This window comes from Aliiroseovarius sp. S1123 (assembly GCF_023015885.1).
Lineage (GTDB): Bacteria > Pseudomonadota > Alphaproteobacteria > Rhodobacterales > Rhodobacteraceae > Aliiroseovarius.
Genome location: NZ_JALKBE010000004.1, coordinates 201,825 through 220,756 on the forward strand (window position 1 = coordinate 201,825; position 18,932 = coordinate 220,756).

Annotated in this window: 22 protein-coding genes and 1 tRNA gene; 13 read left to right on the forward strand and 10 right to left on the reverse strand. The window is 56.9% G+C overall.

What is annotated here, in order from left to right; all coding sequences use genetic code 11:
• The first annotated feature begins 3 nt into the window (after positions 1-3).
• Positions 4-834, forward strand: coding sequence for a hypothetical protein (locus MWU53_RS09930; RefSeq protein WP_247092870.1), 831 nt, complete (start codon positions 4-6; stop codon positions 832-834).
• Between the two features lie 101 nt (positions 835-935).
• The gene (locus MWU53_RS09935) at positions 936-1,760 is read left to right on the forward strand and encodes a hypothetical protein (RefSeq protein WP_247092871.1); all 825 of its coding nucleotides are present in this window, start codon (positions 936-938) and stop codon (positions 1,758-1,760) included.
• Between the two features lie 61 nt (positions 1,761-1,821).
• Here MWU53_RS09935 and MWU53_RS09940 read toward each other — a convergent pair whose 3' ends face one another.
• Both MWU53_RS09940 and MWU53_RS09945 read right to left on the reverse strand, forming a co-directional pair.
• Positions 1,822-3,504: a flotillin domain-containing protein gene (locus tag MWU53_RS09940; protein ID WP_247092872.1), complete on the reverse strand. Its 1,683-nt coding sequence runs from the start codon at positions 3,502-3,504 to the stop codon at positions 1,822-1,824.
• A gap of 49 nt (positions 3,505-3,553) precedes the next feature.
• Positions 3,554-4,249 carry a YqiJ family protein gene (locus tag MWU53_RS09945; protein WP_247092873.1) on the reverse strand — a complete coding sequence of 232 codons (696 nt, stop codon included), beginning with the start codon at positions 4,247-4,249 and terminating at the stop codon, positions 3,554-3,556.
• 171 nt (positions 4,250-4,420) lie between these two features.
• Between MWU53_RS09945 and MWU53_RS09950 the strand changes: the two genes are divergently transcribed.
• Complete coding sequence (locus MWU53_RS09950; RefSeq protein WP_247092874.1) at positions 4,421-4,834, forward strand: helix-turn-helix domain-containing protein; 414 nt, start codon at positions 4,421-4,423, stop codon at positions 4,832-4,834.
• A 755-nt stretch (positions 4,835-5,589) separates the two neighbouring features.
• Here the strand turns inward: MWU53_RS09950 and MWU53_RS09955 are convergent.
• The 6 genes from MWU53_RS09955 to MWU53_RS09980 form a co-directional block, all read right to left on the reverse strand.
• Entirely contained in the window at positions 5,590-6,735 is a 1,146-nt protein-coding gene (locus MWU53_RS09955; protein WP_247092876.1) for an alanine racemase, read from the reverse strand.
• Complete coding sequence (locus MWU53_RS09960; protein ID WP_247093046.1) at positions 6,732-7,838, reverse strand: DUF1611 domain-containing protein; 1,107 nt, start codon at positions 7,836-7,838, stop codon at positions 6,732-6,734. The genes MWU53_RS09955 and MWU53_RS09960 overlap by 4 nt, the downstream gene beginning before the upstream one ends.
• 131 nt (positions 7,839-7,969) lie before the next feature.
• Positions 7,970-8,692, reverse strand: coding sequence for a hypothetical protein (locus MWU53_RS09965; RefSeq protein WP_247092878.1), 723 nt, complete (start codon positions 8,690-8,692; stop codon positions 7,970-7,972).
• Between the two features lie 118 nt (positions 8,693-8,810).
• Entirely contained in the window at positions 8,811-9,164 is a 354-nt protein-coding gene (locus tag MWU53_RS09970) for a hypothetical protein (protein WP_247092880.1), read from the reverse strand.
• Complete coding sequence (locus MWU53_RS09975; protein ID WP_247092882.1) at positions 9,161-9,463, reverse strand: hypothetical protein; 303 nt, start codon at positions 9,461-9,463, stop codon at positions 9,161-9,163. The genes MWU53_RS09970 and MWU53_RS09975 overlap by 4 nt, the downstream gene beginning before the upstream one ends.
• Positions 9,464-10,048: 585 nt before the next feature.
• A tRNA-Leu gene (locus MWU53_RS09980) sits at positions 10,049-10,162 on the reverse strand.
• Between the two features lie 361 nt (positions 10,163-10,523).
• On the opposite strand from MWU53_RS09980, the gene MWU53_RS09985 reads away from it, so the two are divergent.
• Positions 10,524-11,783 carry a site-specific integrase gene (locus MWU53_RS09985; RefSeq protein ID WP_247092884.1) on the forward strand — a complete coding sequence of 420 codons (1,260 nt, stop codon included), beginning with the start codon at positions 10,524-10,526 and terminating at the stop codon, positions 11,781-11,783.
• Between the two features lie 22 nt (positions 11,784-11,805).
• On the opposite strand, the gene MWU53_RS09990 is transcribed toward MWU53_RS09985, so the two are convergent.
• Positions 11,806-12,483 carry a hypothetical protein gene (locus MWU53_RS09990; RefSeq protein WP_247092886.1) on the reverse strand — a complete coding sequence of 226 codons (678 nt, stop codon included), beginning with the start codon at positions 12,481-12,483 and terminating at the stop codon, positions 11,806-11,808.
• A 520-nt stretch (positions 12,484-13,003) separates the two neighbouring features.
• On the opposite strand from MWU53_RS09990, the gene MWU53_RS09995 reads away from it, so the two are divergent.
• The 9 genes from MWU53_RS09995 to MWU53_RS10035 all read left to right on the forward strand — a co-directional run bounded on the left by MWU53_RS09995 (position 13,004) and on the right by MWU53_RS10035 (position 18,334).
• The gene (locus MWU53_RS09995) at positions 13,004-13,279 is read left to right on the forward strand and encodes a helix-turn-helix domain-containing protein (protein WP_247092888.1); all 276 of its coding nucleotides are present in this window, start codon (positions 13,004-13,006) and stop codon (positions 13,277-13,279) included.
• On the forward strand, positions 13,276-13,545 hold the full coding sequence (locus MWU53_RS10000; RefSeq protein ID WP_247092890.1) for a hypothetical protein: 270 nt from the start codon (positions 13,276-13,278) through the stop codon (positions 13,543-13,545). The genes MWU53_RS09995 and MWU53_RS10000 overlap by 4 nt, the downstream gene beginning before the upstream one ends.
• On the forward strand, positions 13,542-13,937 hold the full coding sequence (locus MWU53_RS10005) for a VRR-NUC domain-containing protein (RefSeq protein WP_247092893.1): 396 nt from the start codon (positions 13,542-13,544) through the stop codon (positions 13,935-13,937). The genes MWU53_RS10000 and MWU53_RS10005 overlap by 4 nt, the downstream gene beginning before the upstream one ends.
• Complete coding sequence (locus tag MWU53_RS10010; RefSeq protein ID WP_247092895.1) at positions 13,934-14,899, forward strand: helix-turn-helix domain-containing protein; 966 nt, start codon at positions 13,934-13,936, stop codon at positions 14,897-14,899. The genes MWU53_RS10005 and MWU53_RS10010 overlap by 4 nt, the downstream gene beginning before the upstream one ends.
• Positions 14,900-14,994: 95 nt before the next feature.
• On the forward strand, positions 14,995-15,597 hold the full coding sequence (locus MWU53_RS10015; RefSeq protein WP_247092896.1) for a hypothetical protein: 603 nt from the start codon (positions 14,995-14,997) through the stop codon (positions 15,595-15,597).
• 82 nt (positions 15,598-15,679) lie between these two features.
• On the forward strand, positions 15,680-15,979 hold the full coding sequence (locus MWU53_RS10020) for a type II toxin-antitoxin system HigB family toxin (RefSeq protein ID WP_247092898.1): 300 nt from the start codon (positions 15,680-15,682) through the stop codon (positions 15,977-15,979).
• Between the two features lie 19 nt (positions 15,980-15,998).
• Positions 15,999-16,388, forward strand: a complete 390-nt coding sequence (locus MWU53_RS10025) for an XRE family transcriptional regulator (RefSeq protein ID WP_247092900.1) — start codon at positions 15,999-16,001, stop codon at positions 16,386-16,388.
• A 477-nt stretch (positions 16,389-16,865) separates the two neighbouring features.
• Positions 16,866-18,128, forward strand: coding sequence for a site-specific DNA-methyltransferase (locus MWU53_RS10030; RefSeq protein WP_247092902.1), 1,263 nt, complete (start codon positions 16,866-16,868; stop codon positions 18,126-18,128).
• On the forward strand, positions 18,125-18,334 hold the full coding sequence (locus MWU53_RS10035) for a hypothetical protein (RefSeq protein WP_108483530.1): 210 nt from the start codon (positions 18,125-18,127) through the stop codon (positions 18,332-18,334). The genes MWU53_RS10030 and MWU53_RS10035 overlap by 4 nt, the downstream gene beginning before the upstream one ends.
• Positions 18,335-18,343: 9 nt before the next feature.
• Here the strand turns inward: MWU53_RS10035 and MWU53_RS10040 are convergent, their stop codons facing one another.
• A complete protein-coding gene (locus tag MWU53_RS10040) occupies positions 18,344-18,925 on the reverse strand; it encodes a DUF3489 domain-containing protein (RefSeq protein WP_247092904.1) in 582 nt (193 codons plus the stop codon).
• Between the last annotated feature and the right edge of the window lie 7 nt (positions 18,926-18,932).

An 18,932-nucleotide genomic window follows, 5' to 3' on the forward strand; every position in this document is an offset into this window, starting at 1 on the left:
AGAATGTCGATGCTTTTGCCCCTGCACCAATGCTTCAGACGGTTGTTGTATATTCGGGACCAAGGACTTCCCCCGGCCGAGCAAGCGGCACTGGCCCATATCCATATCCATAAAACCGCCGGGATGTATTTCCAGCAGCCGTTGCTCTATGCGCTACGCCCAGCCGTTCTTCTGGACTGGCAGTCCCCGATGCAACATCTGGAAAAGTTGCTGCAGGAAGAGCCCAAAGAAAACTACTGGCTTTATGCAGGGCATGTGGATTTTCGCGCGATCAAACGCGCCCTACCGGACAGGCAGCTGTGGTGCATCGCCGTGATCCGCGAGCCTCTGGATCGCGTCATCTCGGAATACAATTACTTCCGCTCGGCCAAGCATCCACCAAACGCAGAGTTCTTTTCAGACTTCCCAACCATCGAACGGTATCTGGAGTTCTACTGTGACGCGCGCAGAAACCAGCAATCCCATGCTCTGGCTGGCACGCGCAGAAACCCGCGCACCCTGTGGCGCGTATTGAACGAGAACTATCTGGGCATCGCGCCACTTCACGAGACCGAGCATTTTCGTGGCTGGCTGACAGAGGCTATTCAGCACACGCCCGATTGCCACCCGCTTGACGACTATTATCATCAGACCCCGCCAGTCGTGAACGAACTGACCACAATCCTGCACGGCGAGGCGGTCAAGAAATCAGACATCTCGACAACGTGGAAAATTCGCTTCTACAGTGCGAACGCGCTGGATTGGGCGCTGTTCACATATGTCTCCAAGCAGTTCGAACGCACGAAAGAACTGGTCCGCGAGGGCAAGGCACCCCTATTTGCCGAGCCTTGGTAGGGATTTAGCCTTTCTTGTGTTTCGCTGATTGGCCTGATAGCCAGAATAAAAAGCATGTGGAAATCGTGGTTTTGGACAAGTTACCTAGCATTGAACGCTGCATGAATCGCCTTGATGGGGCCGAGCCGATCGACCCATCCTGCCTGATCGCCCACATCCACATCCCCAAAACCGCTGGAATGGCTGTACAAACTGTTCTGAAAGAGCACTTCGAGCCGCATACCCACCTGCAATGGAACAAGGCAGCCGAGAATTGGAAAGAGCTGACAGACGGCAAAGAGTATTCCGGCAGCTTGATCACAGGGCACCTCCAATTCCCACAACTATTCTACCCAGGTTTTTCCTCTGAACGTCCTATCTATTGCGTTTCGGTTATCCGCGACCCATTGCAGCGCGTCATATCGCTGTACAACTACAACCGCAGCCTCCGGCACCCAAATCACGAAAGATTCTCAGCGCGATTTCCCAGCATTGATGATTTCATAAAAGCAAAGTCCGGCAAGGATAACGTTCGCAATCAACAGGCGGTTTGGCTGTGCGGCAGCCGTACAAACCCCGATGTTCTGTGCGAGGTATTGAACGCGCACTATATCGGTCTGACAACCCAAGGGTACCTCGCCGACTACCTGACCAAAGTCTTGAAACTGTGCGGGAAGACCGCCGGCGAAGTGACCGTTCCCACCGTGAACACACTGCAAAAAATCAAGTCCGGCGGTGCCGTTGGACGCGATGACATTGATCCAGTCGTTTTGGAAAAGTTCTTTCAGGATAACTGGCTGGATGACCTGCTGTACAAAACGGTGTCAAAGCATCTTGAACGCAACGCTACCCCTGACACAGAGATGACCGCTCAGGGCGTGCGCCAAGTACGGAAGAGCACCTTGGCGCGGGTTAAACAGACGGTAAAACGATTGCTCCGCAACTAAAGCCGCGCGCTCTGACAGCGAAAATATCGCCCCGCATTCCGTTCATGCGGGGCGATATTGATTAGTTTACCTGCACATCGGGTTCTTCCGTGGGCGCGGCTTTCGGTGCCGGAACCTGTGCGGGCTCGACCTCGAGCTCCATCGCGCCGTTTGCAACCCCGGCGATGCCGTTTTCCATGCTGATCCCCAGCTCTTTGCCAAGGGCCTGCATGGCAGGCATTTGCAGGGCCATTCCCAGCACCGAATCCAGCGCCTGATTCACTGGCGTGCCAGCCCCTTCGCTGCCGCCCGTGCCACCCGGCTGGCCCATACCGGTCACTTGGTGAATTTTGATCGAGTCAATCTTCTCGGCGGGTTTCACCATTTCGGCGATGATCGCCGGCATTGCTTCCAGCTGGGCGATGCGGATCTTCATGGCGATGATCTCGGCGCTCAGTTCGTTTTCCGAGTTCGCGATGGCCTTCTGACCTTCCGCTGTCGCCAGCATGTCAGCACGTTTCGCTTCGGCCCGGACGGTCAGCGCGTTGGCGTCTGCCTGTGCCTCTTCCAGCTTTGCGGCAGCTCGGTCGCTCGCTGCTTCTTTCTCGGCATGGGCCGACAGACGGATGGCCGTTGCCTGACGCTCGGCTTCCTTTTCGGCCTCGATCAGCGCGATGCGCTTCACACGCTCGGCTTCTGCCACGGCACGAGCGGTCTCGATCGCTTCGGCCGCTTTCTTGGCTTCTGCGCGGGCGTTGTCGGCAGACGCTTTGGCGCGGCTTTCCTCTTCCGACTTTTTCGCAACGATGATGGCACGTTCCTGATCGGCTACTTCCAGCTCGCGCTCTTTGGCGATCTCGGCCTCGCGGATGGCGCGTTCACGCTCGATCTCAGCAGCACGCACAGCCCGTTCGCGCTCAATGCGCGCCTCATCTTTTGCGCGATCAGACGCTTCCTGATTGCGGGCAATCTGGGCTTCCTGCTGTGCCTGAAGGGTCTGGATCTCTTCGATTTGCGCGATCTCGGCCTGCTTCTGCTCGCGTTCGATCTGATACTTGCGCTTTTCAGCTTCCATTTCAGACTGCGCGACCGACACGTCAGCTTCCGCCGCAATTTCAGCACGCAGCTTGCGCGAGGTCGCAATCACTGCCGCCAGTTTCTGCATACCCACCGCGTTGAACGCGTTGTTTTCATCCAGCGCCTCGAACGGGGTTTGATCCAGCGCGGTCAGCGAGACGGCCTCAAGCTCCAGACCGTTTTTCAGAAGGTCCTCGGAAATCGCGTTCTGCACTTCCTGCACAAAGCTTGCGCGGTTTTCGTGCAGTTCATCCATCGTCATCTGAGCGGCAACGGCGCGCAGGCCGTCAACCAGCTTGCCTTCGATCATCTCGCGAAGCTGTTCGACATGGAAGGTGCGGTCGCCCAAGGTCTGAGCCGCGCGCGAGATGCCGTCTTCGGTCGCATTGACCGAGACATAGAATTCGACACCAACGTCAACACGCATACGATCCTTGGTGATCAGAGATTGCTCGGCCACGCGCGAGACCTCAAGCCGCAAGGTCTTCATGTTGACCTTCGAAATCTCATGCAGGAAGGGCACAACAATCGTCCCGCCATCCATGATGACTCTTTTGCCGCCCGAACCGGTTTTCACCAGGCTGGTTTCGCGGGTGGCGCGTTTGTAAAGCCGGGCCATGATCAGGCCGATAAAGACCAGAAGACCAACGATGACGCCAGCAATGATTGCGATGGATGAAAGATCCATAAAGCTACTCCTTATAATGTGAATGGGTGCGTGAGGTGTGAAACGCGGATCAGATCACGAAGAACTTGTCGCCGCGCTTGCGGATCAGGGTGACCTCGCTTCCTTGCGGGAAGACTTCATCATCCCGCAGGGGTTCCACACGCAGATAGTGGATGTTGCCGTGCCGATCCTTGATCTTGATCTCGGCTGGTTTTCCACGTGATGCCGTGCCTTGGGTGATGGTTCCGTTGTATCCCCCAAGATGTCGCGCCTTCAGAGCGGTCGTTTCGGTCTTCGGCATCAAAAGCGCAACCCAATTGGCAATGATCCGCGTTACCGCAAGGGCTGGGATGACTACAGCTGCAGACGCAAGAAGTGCGTGCAACTGCAGGCCAATTATGCTTGTCAGCATGGATTGCAGGATCAGCCCAAACAGGCCGAACATGGTCAGAAAAGAAACAAGCCAGATCAGGAACGGCACATCGCGCGCGCCGATCCATGTAAACACCCCACCCGAGGTTGCCGCCTCTGCGGCCTCGGCACCCTCTGGACCATCAACCACGTCGACATCGATGTCGATATCCGCATCAATCTCGGTCGACAGATCAAAGTCGAAATCTGCATCCACATCGGGCGCATCCGTTCCGACCCCAAGAATAGACCCGCCCAGCACTGCGCTGAGAAGCTCGAGCAAAAACAGACCGGTCACGACCGCAAGCGCGATCGCGAAAGGGAATGTGTTCGGGGAGGTAAGCAGTTCGTACATAAGTTTCCTTTCACGGAACATATAACTACTATGGATAGATATTTTAAGTATTTATGTGCAAAAAAGTACATTTGCCAATAGTATTGTTTACTGATATACTGATAAATCAACTGATCTCTAAGCCCACAGGCCCAAATGCCGGACTTTATTGAACAAAGACGTCTCGCGCGCATGATCGACCGCGCTGCCAAGCAGTTCGACGGGATAGACCCCCCGGAACGTGGCTGGATTGCGTCTGTTCGGCGGGCACTAGGGATGTCTGCGGACTATGTTGCAAAGCGTAAAGGGGTCAGCCGGAACGCGGTGTATCAAGCTGAGCGGAGCGAGAAAGATGGCGCGGTATCCTTGCGGCAGATGGAACAGTTGGCCACGGCAATGGGTGGCAAATTTGTCTATGCGATCATTCCCGACGGACGGATCGAGGACATGAAATACAAACAGGCCGTGGCGAAGGCGAAGAAACTTCTGACCGACGAGCCAGAAGCCGCATCATGGTCCAAGGAAGATCGCGAGGACTGGGTAGACGACAAGGCGGCCGAGCTTGTGCATGACATGCCCGCCAATTTTTGGGAGGATGCTGTTTAAGCGTTGATGGGGTCACATATGATCCATGCAAAATCGACTTAAAACGCCTTTGTCCGCCGTTAGGCTTTGAAACCCATGAACTGAATTCGGCCAAACACTTTCCACTCCGCAATTGCCGGATAGCCTTTCCCCTCAGATACAAGAACGACGAAGACAATGGCGCTCTATAAACACTGACAACCGCGCCTTCGTTGCACGACTCATCCCCATTTAGGAGTGCGCGAGCTGCTACATTTATCTGAACTACGCCGGGAAGGAGTTCACGGAACTTGCACCCACAATACAAAAAGCACCCCGTGGGGTGCCGCGTGCATACTCTTTAAGAGTGTTTTGGTAGCGAGATCCAGCAACCGCCATTGTCGAACAGAACTGCGATGTCAGATGTGGGTGAAACCGTACGGAAATCTTCAACTCAGCATAATGAGATGCTTAGATAAGTACTGTGTCGAAAACCCCTAAAGGCGGGGGCAGATATCACTGGACGTAAACAAAGGTAATGGACAGGTGTTTGGTAAGAGTTCGTGATCCAGGCCCGCATTACCTTAGAACATTGGCAGGTTAGATTTAGCGCCGACTAGACGTTCCTGGGGCAAATGCTACTCCGTTGCGCCAAGCTGTCGTCGACTTGCACGGATCGCAAATGCGGTTCCCGAAGCTCTCGCTTTCAAAATACGCGTTACAGCGCAAGCACCGGCGCTTTTTGGGGACATCGTTCGCGGCTTGAATGGTCGGGTCTTCGCCTAGGTGTTTCCTTTTCATTCGAAGCCTCCATCAATCGCGATCAGGGATGTGGCAGGTCGAATGCGGCGCTTCGGACCGCGTGACGATGCATCATACGCGCTGTGCATGACTTTCGAAACGTCGCGTGCGGCCATAGCGCGCATCAGTGCGCTGTAATTCGGCTGTGTGTTCACTTCATTGCCGGGTCGCAACCCGCAATCATTGGTTTCCACGACCGTGTGATCGCTTGTCGCCCCTGCCAGCACGATCCCTTCTGGGAACTTTAGTCCGGCAATGTCGGTGTCCTGATACCCGATGGCGAGGTTTACCCGGATACTTTCGATGTGATCGGGGACCAATCGCAGAGATATGGTTTTCGGAGAGACCCGAGGTCTGCTGCAGTAGGAAGTTTTATCCTTTGCTTCAATCACTTCAGCAGTGAGCGAAAACGCATCCGTGTGCAGTCCGGGGATTGGGTTCCCCGTTGTTGGATGAATCCCCAAAAGGATCGCCTCACCCAGTCTGAGTTCATTGATGCGCCCCCTTTTGAACGATCTCAGAGCCCATGGTAAGCTCACTGAGCTTCCACCAGAAACAGTTTCCATGTACGGCCCATACGCGCTTTCGACGTCATCAGCGAGGGCCGAAAAGGCTGCCATCGTAAGATGGTCGGGCTCTTCTCGACCGAGGCAGGCAAAGTTGGTTGCAATTCCTTTCAAGGCAATACCCGGCAAATCGATAATCCGGGCCACGAGTGCGTCCAGATCATCGGGCAGAATTCCATCCCTCAGGTCCCCCATCTCGATCAGCAGAATGACGCAGTGATCCATTCTTTTCTCATGTGCGGCCGCACCCAAGGCCGCGATCGTTTCAAATTCCGAGTTGTAACTTGCGCTGCAGGTATCTGTTACCTCGCGAACTTGGCTGAGCATCGGCGGCCGTATCATCACGATGGGGGCCGTGATGCCCGCCCGCCGCATTCTTTCGACATTGCAGATCCGCGCATCGGCCAAGCCGCGCGCACCTCCAGCAAGCATGGCCTTGGCAATCTCTGGGTGCCCGCACACCGCTTTGGTTACGCCAATCACATTGATCCCAAGCGGGTGTAGCCGCTGGACCAGTATACGCGTGTTGTGGCGTATTTTGTTAAGCTCAACGTCGATGCGGGGCGCGAAGGTCATAACCGTTTCGAACTACGGCTGGGCTGCAACACTGGAAAAGCATCGCGAACCATCGAAACCAAATCATAGACGGGACGGGCAAGCGCATCGGTGACGGGAAGATCCAGTTGGTCGGAATACCTCGCTATCGCAGCATCAATCTCTTCGTCGGCCATGCCTTCATGGTTCAGCGTCACCCCGATCACCTTGGTGTCCGAGAAAGCTTCGATCAGGGCAATTTCCGACGACGGAGTCGGCATTGCCATATCGGGAAAATCGCAGCGATGCGCACGCTTCGGTGCATGCTGAAGAATGACCGCGTCAGGTTGGCTGCCGCGCAGGATGAAGGCGGACGTGCAGAATGCTGGATGGCTAAGTGCGCCCTGCCCCTCGATCAGGATGACGTCTGGGGTTTCCGTATCAGCGGCTTCGACGATTGCACGTTCCAGTTCGCCGCAGCAAAATTGTGGTGGGATTGCATCCATTGCGATCCCATGGCGGGCGCCCTGCATCAATCCTGTCTGGCCCGTTCCAACCAGCACAGTTTTGACGCCTTTAGCGTTCAAAGCTCCGGCCAGAACGGTAGCCGTTGTGCGCTTGCCGATTGCACAATCGGTCCCCATGACGGCGATGCAGATGGCGTTGACACGCGACACCGAACCATCAAACAGGCGCATATCCTTGGCAGGGCGCGGTTTGCGGATGTCACGGATAGAAACGTCACCTACTTTGGCAGCCTCTGTGATCTCCGGATCGTCGCTTAGGAATTCGTGCAGGCCACTGACAATATTCATGCCATAGGCAATGGCACCCAAGATGACTTCGCGATCCTTGGCAGACAGTTTGCCCGTCGACGGAGCCATGCCGTATATCAGCGTGTCCGGAACCTCTATGCCGCTACAAACTGCCGTTTCCAGATCACAAAATAGCGGGATGTGATTGGCGGTTCCATCCAGAACAAGACCGCTATCCTGTCCGGCCTTGTCACTGTCGATGACCGAATGAATGCGATAGGCCTGAGAATGCCGGACGAGTCCATTGGCAGTCTTACCGTCGATTTTTGCGAAGTTGCCTTCACAATACACAATTGCCGACGGCGCACGCACGACAGGCGTATCGATCACGTTAGACAAGCTTGCCGACCTATCCGCAGGCGGCCCTTGGGCAACACGGATGTTTTTAAGAGGTGTTCTCGAGTTGAGATTTGTAGAGTTCATGTTCTCTTCCTTTTTGAGCAGCCACGCAGCACCTAAGACTAGCGCCTCAGGACGCAACGCCCTTCTTTGAGCCGAAAATTTCGATCGCAGGTCCAGCGATTGCCCGCGTTATCCAGATGCGCGTTTTCGGGCAGAATTATCAGGTCGCAGCCGCCAGAGACTTTCGCGTATCCGCGCGCGCACACCCACCCAGAATTGGACGATGAACCGTCGAAATAGGCGTTCGGAGTGACGATGACGGGGTCACATTTACCTTCGTTTTCATAGAAACCGCGCTCGCAAACCCAAGGCTGCCCATAGCGTCGTGGGTTCAGATAGCCATTCTTCGGAACGTTGATCGCAACGCATTTGCCTTCGCTGGCCGCGTACCCACGTTCGCAATGCCATTCGGTTCCATAAATAGAGCGTTCGAGATAAGCATTTGGGGGAATAGCGACCTTGCGACAGGTCTCGCCCACCTTTTCGAACCCGCGCAGACAGCGCCAGCGTTCGCCAAGGGAATCGAGGTATCCACCCTCGGGGATGACAACTTCTACGCAGTTTGTTTCGTTGGTTTCCTTGAAACCATGATGGCATTCCCAGCCCTTGCCATAGGCGTGATTGATACCATAGGCGTTTTTGGGAACGACTACGGCGACACATTGATCGCCGTCAGGTCTGAAGGACGTATCGCATTCCCATCCGTCGCCGTACCTCTTGGCGTGGGCGTTTTCAGGTATGGATATGGCCGTGGATTGTGCGGAAGCCTGGGTCGCGAACATCAACAGAACCAAACCCAGAACAAATCTAGCAAGTCGTGGGGCGTTCGTTTGACCGGGCTTCCACGAATGCCTGGCCGGGCAATCACCAGCCACAGCCACGCCGGGAAAGGGGGCTGCCTTACGAAGCATCAAGGTCAAGTCTTTCGATGCAGGCGTCCGCCAGTTTCCGGTCGGGTGTATCGGACCCAGGTATAGTCGCCCAGCCAGTGGCCATCATCGCGTTGCGACGTGTGAACCCTTGCGCGGCTTGAAGTCCAGTCAGTTTGGCCAGCCGTTGCGGATCGGATGCGGCCCTTTCCAGGCAGACCGGCACCATCGAGCGGGTGATCTCGTCGTTGGCGAAGGCTCTGGCCGCTTCATCTGCGGTCCCAGTGCTTATCCATCCGCCCCAGCCGAAGCCGATGATCGGAATCGTGATCGCACCGACCACGAAGCCATAAATTCCTGATTTAAGCCATTTAAAGTTATTCATAATTCATCCTCCGGCGGAGAAAGCGCCGCCACGCTGTCATGAATTCGTTCTGAAAGGGCGCGATCCTCGACAAGGGCCCGATCAAGGTCCTCTTGGCGTATTGGAAAGAACTTCGTGAGACCCGGGCTTTCCTTCACAAGGAAGGTCGCGGTTCTTCGATATGCTTCAAAGCTTAGGCTCTGGATAAGTTCATCTTCAGCGATGACCGGATATTGTCCTGCAGGCAATGCGCCGGGACAACCGGCCAGTTCGAAAGGATGAGCAAACGCCACCACAGTGGTCGTCGTGCGCGAGTTCATCGGCACCTTTCCCAAAAATCACGGCGATTTTGCCGGGACGTCTGAATTTTCTTGATGGAACACGGCGATTTCAAGTGCAGGTCGCTTGCCCGCTCGATCAGAAATCGCTTTCATGTATTGTTAATATATGGGGAGGCTTTGAGATAATTCAACCAGCCGTGGCTGTAATCAGGGGGAGGGAGTGGCAACTCGTTAAAGTCCTGTGTTCAGCTTTCAGAGAAACAGCGGTCTCATTTTGCGCGCCCGCGACACGGAACCGGACAGTCAAACGCATCTCGAATCGCAATCATTAGTGTAACGAGCAGCGAACAACTCTTCCCGCCTCTGCACACAAACACCAGGCCCGTTTTTTGGAGCTGAGAGCCGCCACAAGCAGCAGAATCTGTGAAAAACGGGCTTACGCATGTACGGCGAGCAATAGGTATCGAGTAGAGTTTGTGCCTTCTCAGGTGTTCAACTCGAAATGCCTTAGCTGACACACCCCGCTTTCCTGTCACTTGCGTCCACAGCGCTTCCACAAACAGATGCCCAAACAAAAAGGCCGCCCAAGGGCGACCTTTAAGTATCTGATTACTAATCAGCTTTTGGTTGCGGGAGTAGGATTTGAACCTACGACCTTCAGGTTATGAGCCGTAACCCCTTGTTTTTAAACAATCTTTATTTTTCAATTATTTACCGGCAACCCTTTGATATCTCGCAACTTTGGCTCTTGATCTTGATTGCGCTTCAGTGCGTTGAAACGGCGTCAGCAGGCTCCGGCATGTGATCAGTTGGTTGACGTATTGTTGACGTGGATTACGCCGATCATAATCGCAATAATCGCTTCCGAACAACCCAAAACCCGCAGAGAGCTTTCCAAAGTGCACGGCTAAACAAGGCCTGCCAGCCGTAAGTAAGTTCGCTGGCCAAAGGGCACTCTTTCATCGCGGTGGCGCGCCTTGCGGAATAATCCCATCCATTCTTTCGCCGGTTTATTCCTGAATTCCGGCACGCTGGGCGTGGTTGAACTTGATAGAGGCGCGAATCTACGCCTGATAGCAACTTCAACAAGGGAGTTCAAATGCCTACAAAATTGAAAATAAACGAGAAATTAGTTCGTGGCGCAACGCCAAAAGTGGGGCGCGACTACCAGATATTCGACAGTGACATCGCGGGCTTCGCGATCAGGATCTACCGCTCTGGCAGTCGCGCGTTCACGATGGACTACCGCATCAAAGGGCGGCAGCGCCGATATAGGATTGGGCCGTGGCCAGAATGGACAGTTGCGGCGGCTCGTGAACGCGCCAAAGAGCTGCGCCGCCAGATTGATGCAGATATAGACCCCCACTGTGCACGGGATCAGCAGCGCACGGCACCCACGGTGAGCGACATGGTCGATCGCTACATCGAAGAGCACTTGCCACGCTTGGCGCCACGCTCACAGGCGGACCAGATTTCGATGATGCGCAAAATGGTTGAACCGGCCTGGGGAACGCGGCTGGTCACAGAGATTTCCAAGCGCGATGTCGCGCTTCTACTCGACGAGGTGGCCAAGGGCCGGGCTCGGCCGCACAAGAAAAAACCAAATAATCGGGCGCGCAAGCTGCAGGGTGCGAAGCCCACACCGATCCGCGCCAATCGCCTGGGGCAAGCCCTGCGCAAGATGTTCAACCTCGCAATCGAATGGGAATGGCGAAGGGATAATCCGGCACAAAAATTCCATCAGCGCACAGAGAACAGCCGAGAGCGCTTTTTGGGCTTTGAGGAGATAGAACGCCTTGCGGCAGCCCTAGATATTGCCGAGGATCAGCGGGGCGCTGCGATCATTCGCATGTGCATGTTAACAGGCGCACGCGTCGGCGAGGTGCGCACGGCGCGGTTCGAGGATTTTAACCTCGAGTTTGGTAGCTGGTCGAAGCCCGCAGCGACCACCAAGCAGCGCAAAATTCATCGTATCCCGATTTCTAACGACGCCGCCAAGTTGGTTCGGCAACAGCGCCTGATAGTGCCCAAGGGCTGCCCATGGCTATTCCCCGGCGACACACCGGGCCAGCCGGTGCAGGAAATCCGCCGTTTCTGGATCAGGATGCAGAGGGAGGCGCAAATCGAAGGCGTCCGCATCCATGACCTGCGCCACACCTTTGCCTCGCTCCTCGTGAGCGGCGGGGCGTCGCTTGAAATGATTGGTCGACTTCTGGGGCACACCCAGATGACCACCACCCAGCGCTATGCACACCTGATGGACACGCCGCTGAGAGAGGGCGTCAATGCAGTGGCAAGTATCTTTAGCGCGCGCCCAAAACTTGTGCATTCAACAGAAAAGACGTCGAGGACTGCGTGATGGCAGCCCTCGATTTCATTTTTTAGAGTCGATCCTGCAGCCGCCACCAGATCTGTGCATAGCGCTTCCGCACCGTGCTTACCTCTGGCACCATGCCATCCGCGCTGTTCTCGGTGAACCAATCGAGGATCAGCTTCAAAAAGTCATCCTGCTTGTCTGGCAACCCGTTTTCGGAAATATCGATCATTACATCCACCAGCATGGTTTCCCATTCGTATGCCGCAGGACGCCCCTGGCCAGAATTCCCACCAGTTTTTTTCCGTCCAGATCGCGTGCCGATGCCAAGCAAGTCATTGACCTGCTCAAAATCACTGACTTCTCCAGCGTCCAGCATCAGATCACGCAGCCGGACCTCGATTCCGCCTGCGGGGTCCGTAACATACACCGGGTCCAACGCGCCGGTCGGCAAGATGCGGATAACCGCACATGACAAGTGTATTGGGTGATCCGGGTGAAACAGGCGCGCAACGTCCTCAGCCCGCACGCGGACAATCCCACTCGCGCGCTCAATCCCGCATTGCACGGGCGCGATCGGGACCATGAGGTTCAGCCGCCCTGCGAGCGCCCAGCCCGTAATCTCGGGTAGGCTGCGCCCCCAGCGAATTGGCAACTCGGTCAAATAGAAAAATGCCCTCGAAATCTTTGGCATGTCAGTTTCCTTTTTCTCCGCAGCGCCGGTGCGCTCGGCAATTCCGGCCACTGCGGTATCAGCGTGCCGGATCGCAGAATGCGGCTCCGGCCCGATGCCGGAAGCAGTCGAGCACAGCGGCACGGCCCTGCGGCCAGTGACCCTTTGGGAAGTGCGTGAAGTCCCGAATGGTATTTTCCGGATCGGACCTCAACCATCTGTTCTCGCGCGAGAAAATCACGGCTGACGTTCGCCCTGTCGCTGGCGGTCACTCAAAAGCGGCAACATCCAAACCAATGTGCAGAACGGGCCGAGCGCAATACTCGGCGGTGAACAGCAAGGATACACGCCTCAGGCAACATGAGGCCCGGGCGGACCTATCGGATCAAACGGTATCCGGGGATTGATTCTGCCTACTCAGGCAACATGAGCGGTCACTGCAGCACCCGGAAAGCTGTGTAAGTCATTGACTTTCAACAACCGGAATAAATCCCGGCGTAGTTATTCCGGTTTATTCCTAAATTCCGGTGGGGCGCGTCTGCTTTCTTCGCGGCGTCCGGGGGCTGTCCTCGGATGTTGCAAGGAGATGCACATGTCTGACCTCGAATTGGACAGCACAATGGGCGGTGTTGGCACCCGGCCCATGCTGTCGGAATGGATGACCCGCGCGGAACTCGCCGCTGAACTGGACCTGACCTCAGAAACACTTTGCCGCTGGACCGCCCGGCGGATTGGTCCTGCGCCGACCCAGGTCGGGCGCAAGGTGCTCTACCGACGCGAGACCGTGCGCGCCTGGCTTCTGGCGCAGGAACAGGATCGCAATGCCTCCTCCCGGTGCCCAGGACAGAAATCTCGGGGGCGGCGATGAGCGCGCTCCACCCCTTCCGCAAGCGCAGCCAGCGCGATGAAGCACGCCAGGATTGGATCGACGAGCGCCTGCGCGAAGCACGCACCGTCATGTCCGATGTTGCCCATCATTCCGATCACCTGCTGCGCATGGCGTGCAAGGTTTTGATCAAGCACGGCGAGACGCCAGAGGAATGCGAGGATGCGCGCATTTTACTGGTGATCCTCGAAGCTAAAGCACCTGGTCGTGACAATTGTCGGTCTAGCGACGGGGAGGACCGCCAATGAAGCGGCGCGGAACACCCGAGGCAGATCTGCAGCGCGCTGTTGTGGTCGCGCTGCGCTTCGCCCTGCCAAAGGGGGCAATCATTCATCACTGCGTCAACGAGGTCGTAGAGGCAGGTCCGCGTGGGGCGAAGCGCCAAGCAATCCTTGTTGGAATGGGGGTGCATGCAGGATTTGCAGATTTGATCGTGCTTTGCGAGGGCCGCGTGCTGTTTTTGGAGCTGAAATCCCTCAAAGGGCGGCTGAGCCCCGCGCAGGAGGAATTCCGGGATGCTGTTCTGGCTCAGGGCTTCGGCTGGGGCTTGATCCGCTCGCTCGATGATGCGCTGGGCGCGCTGTCTGATCATGGGTTCACTTCGCGCATCGCTGTCCCAGTTGGGAGGGCGGTACCATGAGCCACAAAGCAACCAACTGGGCCATCCAGCAGCGCGGGCTCAAGCCTGCAACAAAGATCGTGCTGTGGTTCCTGTGCGACCGGCACAACCCGGATTTCGGCTGTTTCCCGACGCAGGCCCGGCTTGCCGAGGATGCCGAAATGTCAGTCTCGGCGCTGAACGCGCACCTGGCCAAACTGGAAGAGTTGCGTTTGATCCACCGCGTGCGCAGTCATGATCCACGCACCCACAAGCGTCAGGCGACACGCTACATCTTGGGATTTGAAGAGGGCTTTCCACAAGAGCCAACTCCGGAAACCGTAGATGGAAAGGACGGAACAGAGGAAGAACAACATGCCCACCCAATTCCTGATTCCGGACATGGAGCCATCTCCGGATTTTCGGCAAAGCCATCTCCTGATTTTGCCCAAAGCCATCTCCGGAATCCGGAGACTAACCTTGTAAGAGAACCTTTAAGGAAACCAGTAAAGGAGGAGGAGGACGCGCAGGCGCGAGAGCCAGGTTTTGAGATGTTCTTTGCCGAACTGCTCGGGGCGCTGGGCTTTGCGGCAGCTGCCAGCCTTCCAGCCTGGTGGCAGGGTGAGCCCGCGCGGTTGCACGTTCGCCGCTGGAGCCAAAACCTCGGGCTTTCCGAAGAGCGGATCATCGAGGTCGCAACTGAGACCCGGCAGGATCATCCTGCCCCACCAGATGGGCCCAAGGCGCTGGATCGGTTCATGGAGCGTGCAGCCCAGCGCGACGCCCAGTCGGCGGCAACTGGCCGGACGCAGAAAGCCAAGCGCAGCCGCAAGATCCAAGGAAAGGCACCGCCCAACCCGGATGAGCTGGCGGCGTTTTATGCGGCCAAGGTCAACTCCGACGAATATTTACCCGCCAGCATGATCAGCAATGCCATGTGCGAAGCAATGCTGGCCCGCAGGCTGGTGACCACCGAGCGGCTGCGCGCCCGAGGCCTGCTATGAGCCGATTTGATCACAGGCTCCATGGGCAGACAAGCGGTCGATCTCCCGGAACAGGAAAGCAATCGCCCTCCAGGCAGGGCCGCCCCAAGCGCGTGATGAGCGCACAGCAAGCACTGGAATGGGCCTTCCGCGTGGAGCACGCGCAGCTAGAACTTCCGGAACCACCGGACCCCGAGCGTGGGCAAGGGTTTGGCTTTGGTCTCGAATACGTGCTGATGCAACGCGCAGCACTGGGCTGCAAAGTGGATGGCGGCCAGTACAAGATGGGCAGCTACATCCACGAGGATGCTGAGGTGATCGCCGCCACAGTGGCGGGCATGCCCGACAGCCTTGGCGGCAAGCGCATGGCCATTCGCGTGGCAGAGCTCGCACGCGCTGGGCTGACCCCGGACTGGATGCCAGGCGCTGTGCCGCGTTGCGTTCCGGTCGACATCAAACGTAACCGGCATGGTGATCGCGCTGTTAGCGTAGTTGTCGGCACCGAGCGCGTTCTAATCAAAGGGAAGTGGCGGACTATCGACGTTCGGGCCTGTCCGGTGACATGGCGGCCGTATCCGGAACAGATTGCGTCCGCTCGGCGCGGCTATGAGGATTGGTGGGCAGCGCTGGATTGGGTGCGCGATGGGCTCTTGGCAGGTGGGATGTTGCGGGAGGTTGAGGTAGCGGAAGTTATGCCGAAGGTGCGGCCATGGCACTGAGCCAAGCATCTCACCCTTGACAGGTTCCCGTATTGGTAACATAAGGGCTTGAGTTCCCAAGGAGGGAACTATACGAGGTAATATGCGGATTCTGTCAAGACGAACACTGGTCGAGTATTGGACTAAGCACGCTTCAGCAAAAGCTCCCCTTCTGTTTTGGTATGCAGAAATTGAGCGAGCGCAATGGGAACGGCCGCAGGATGTGAAGGACATGTTTGGCGCGTCGGTAGACTTCGTAGGAGACAGTAGGATCGTATTTGACATCGGCGGCAATAAGTTCCGTTTGGTCGCACGCGTTGTTTATGGCCCGTACTACCGCGTGATGATCAAGTTCGTGGGAACCCACGCTGAATATGACAAGATTGACGTAACCAAGGTCTAAGTAAATCAGGAAAGAACAAATGGAACTCCGTGTCATTCGAACAGATGAAGATCTGGATTGGGCGCTTGCAGACATCGAGCAATACTTCGATGCACCGCCCGCACCCGGGACAGCAGAGGCAGATCGCTTCGATATTCTGACGGACCTCATCGAAGCCTATGAAAACCGCGAATACCCAATCGAAGCGCTGGATCCTATCGAGACCTTGAAAGTGTTCATGGACATCAAGAAGAAGAAGCAGAGCGATCTGGCAGAGCTGGTTGGCGGCAAACCCCGGGCGTCTGAAATCATGAACCGCAAGCGCCCGCTGACACTGCGAATGATCCAAAAGATCAACAGCAGCTGGAAAATCCCGGCAGCGTCTTTGATCGTGCCCTATCACCTCGAAGCCAACAGCGAGGGGGCCTGACCCCCCTCCCATGGTTCCTCCCTGGCGCTATTCGTATACGGGGGGGCTTAGCGCGCCATTTCGCTAGCGCGTGGCTTTTTCACCGGGGAAGCCACTTGGAAGCCACCTTGGCCAGCAGCGGAATTAAAATGATTAGATTACAGATGTTTGGGAGTATAAAGCTGGCTCTCAAGCTGGATTCTTGAGTGGTTTAGTCAAGAATCCAGCTTGGCCAAAATCCAACCAGTTTGGCCAGCTTGGGAAGCCACCCCAGCGGCAGCACGTTTTGGGCTTTGCAGAACCCGCTGATTCAAAACAAAAATCAGATTGACTTTTCTAGCCCCCTTGACGTACCCCTTGATCATAGAAAAGTTGCGCCCGGAGGATATACCTCGCGGGCGTTTTTTGTTTTTCCCACATCGCGGATCCGATTGTGTCGCTGGCTATGTTGCCCGCGCGCATCGGCATGTCCGCTCAGCCTCAAACGAGAACCGCCCTATGGACCTTGTCTTCGCGCCAAGCGAGATCGAGACGTGGCCGATTGATCGGCTGCGGCCCTACGCCCACAACGCCAAAATCCACGGCGACGATCAGGTGGCCAAGATCGCCGCAAGCATGGCGAAGTTCGGCTGGACCGTACCCTGCATGGTGGCTGACGATGGTGAGTTGATTGCGGGCCACGGCCGGATACTAGCTGCCACGATGCTGGGGCTGACCGATGTGCCGGTAATACGGCTAGGCCATCTCGATGAGGCTGAGCGCCGCGCCTACCGTATCGCCGACAACAAGCTGACCGAGATGGGCGAATGGGACGAGGCGATGCTGCGCGACGAGATCGCAGGGCTGCTGGCTGAGGATTTCGACTTGTCACTGCTGGGGATCAGCGATGACGAACTGGATGCGTTATTGCAGGACCCCGATGCGCTGGGCAGCGATGGTCCCGTCGAGGGCGAGGATGATGTTCCAGAGCTGCCGGTCACACCGGTGTCGGTTCCGGGCGATGTCTGGCAGCTGGGTGCGCACCGATTGATTTGCGGCGACAGTACCAGCGCAGATGTCGTCGGACGGCTGCTTGGGAATGTGAAGCCACTGCTGATGGTCACCGACCCACCCTATGGTGTCGAATATGATCCAAGCTGGCGCAACCAGGCAGGCACCGCGAAGACCAAGCGCACCGGCAAGGTGCTGAACGACGACCGCGCTGACTGGCGCGAGGCTTGGTCGCTGTTCCCAGGTGACGTTGCTTATGTCTGGCATGGCGCGCTGCATGCTGCGACCGTGGCAGAAAGCCTCACGGTGACAGGATTCAATATCCGCTCGCAGATTATCTGGGCCAAGGACCGGCTGGTGCTGAGCCGCGGCGATTATCACTGGCAGCATGAGCCCTGCTGGTATGCTGTGCGCGCAAAAGGCAAGGGCCACTGGGCCGGTGATCGCAAGCAGACCACACTGTGGCAGATCGCCAATAAGGATCAGGATGCGGACACTGTGCACGGAACACAGAAACCGGTGGAATGCATGCGTCGCCCTATCCTGAACAACTCAAGCCCCGGTCAGGCCGTGTTTGAACCCTTCATTGGGTCCGGCACTACGCTGATCGCGGCCGAGACGACGGGCCGGGTGTGTTACGGGGTCGAGTTAAACCCGGCATATGTCGATGTGGCCATCGAGCGCTGGCAGGCCTTTACCGGCAAAGAGGCTGTTTTGGCAGAAAGTGGAGAGACCTTCAGGGCACTCAAGTCGCAACGGCTGACCGCGTGATGCAGTCCCGCCGTATGTCATTGATCGAGGCCATCACCAATGTCGCGCTTGGGTATGTGTTGGCTGTGTTCACGCAGATCATCGTGTTCCCGTGGTTCGGCTTGCACACGAACCTTGGTGACAACCTGGCGCTGGGCACGGTTTTCGTGGGGATATCCCTGCTGCGCAGCTACGCGCTGCGTAGGTTGTTCGCTCGCTTGAGGTAATGGCTGGGGTCAGGCCACATCAATTTTATACACGGTGCCCCGTTGATCAACCTTCTCGGAGATGATCGCCAGTCCAAGCTTCTTTTTCAACCCGCCCGAGATCATGCCTCTGGCGGAATGTGCAGCCCAGCCGGTCACCTCAACGATTTCGCTGATGGATGCGCCCTGTGGCCGCTGAATGAGCGCGATGATCTCCGCCTGCTTGGTGCCAGCGCGGATGGCAACAGACTTGGTTGTGGCAGAATGAGTTTGTGCAGCAGACGCGTCTTTCGGCTTCGGGGCCAGCTCTAGCTTCGCCTTGCGCAGATTGGTCGTCGTGGTCGCCACCACCGGCTCGATGCCGATCGCGGCAAGCCCGGCCTCTGTCGCAACCAGCGTGGTGCCATGGCCATCGCCTGTTTCGCGCCAAAACGGCTCGCCGCGCCGAAGGTTGGCCTCGACCTCTTCGAGCCAGCCGCGTGCGATCATCGCGGCCACCGCCTTTTGTGCGGCCGCCCCATGCAACCCCTTGGGCAGCGGCATGGCCAGATTGTCAGGGCGCGCGGCCGCGCGGCTGAGGATGATGGTCTGGGTATCGGTGAGTTTGGGCATCTGGGCC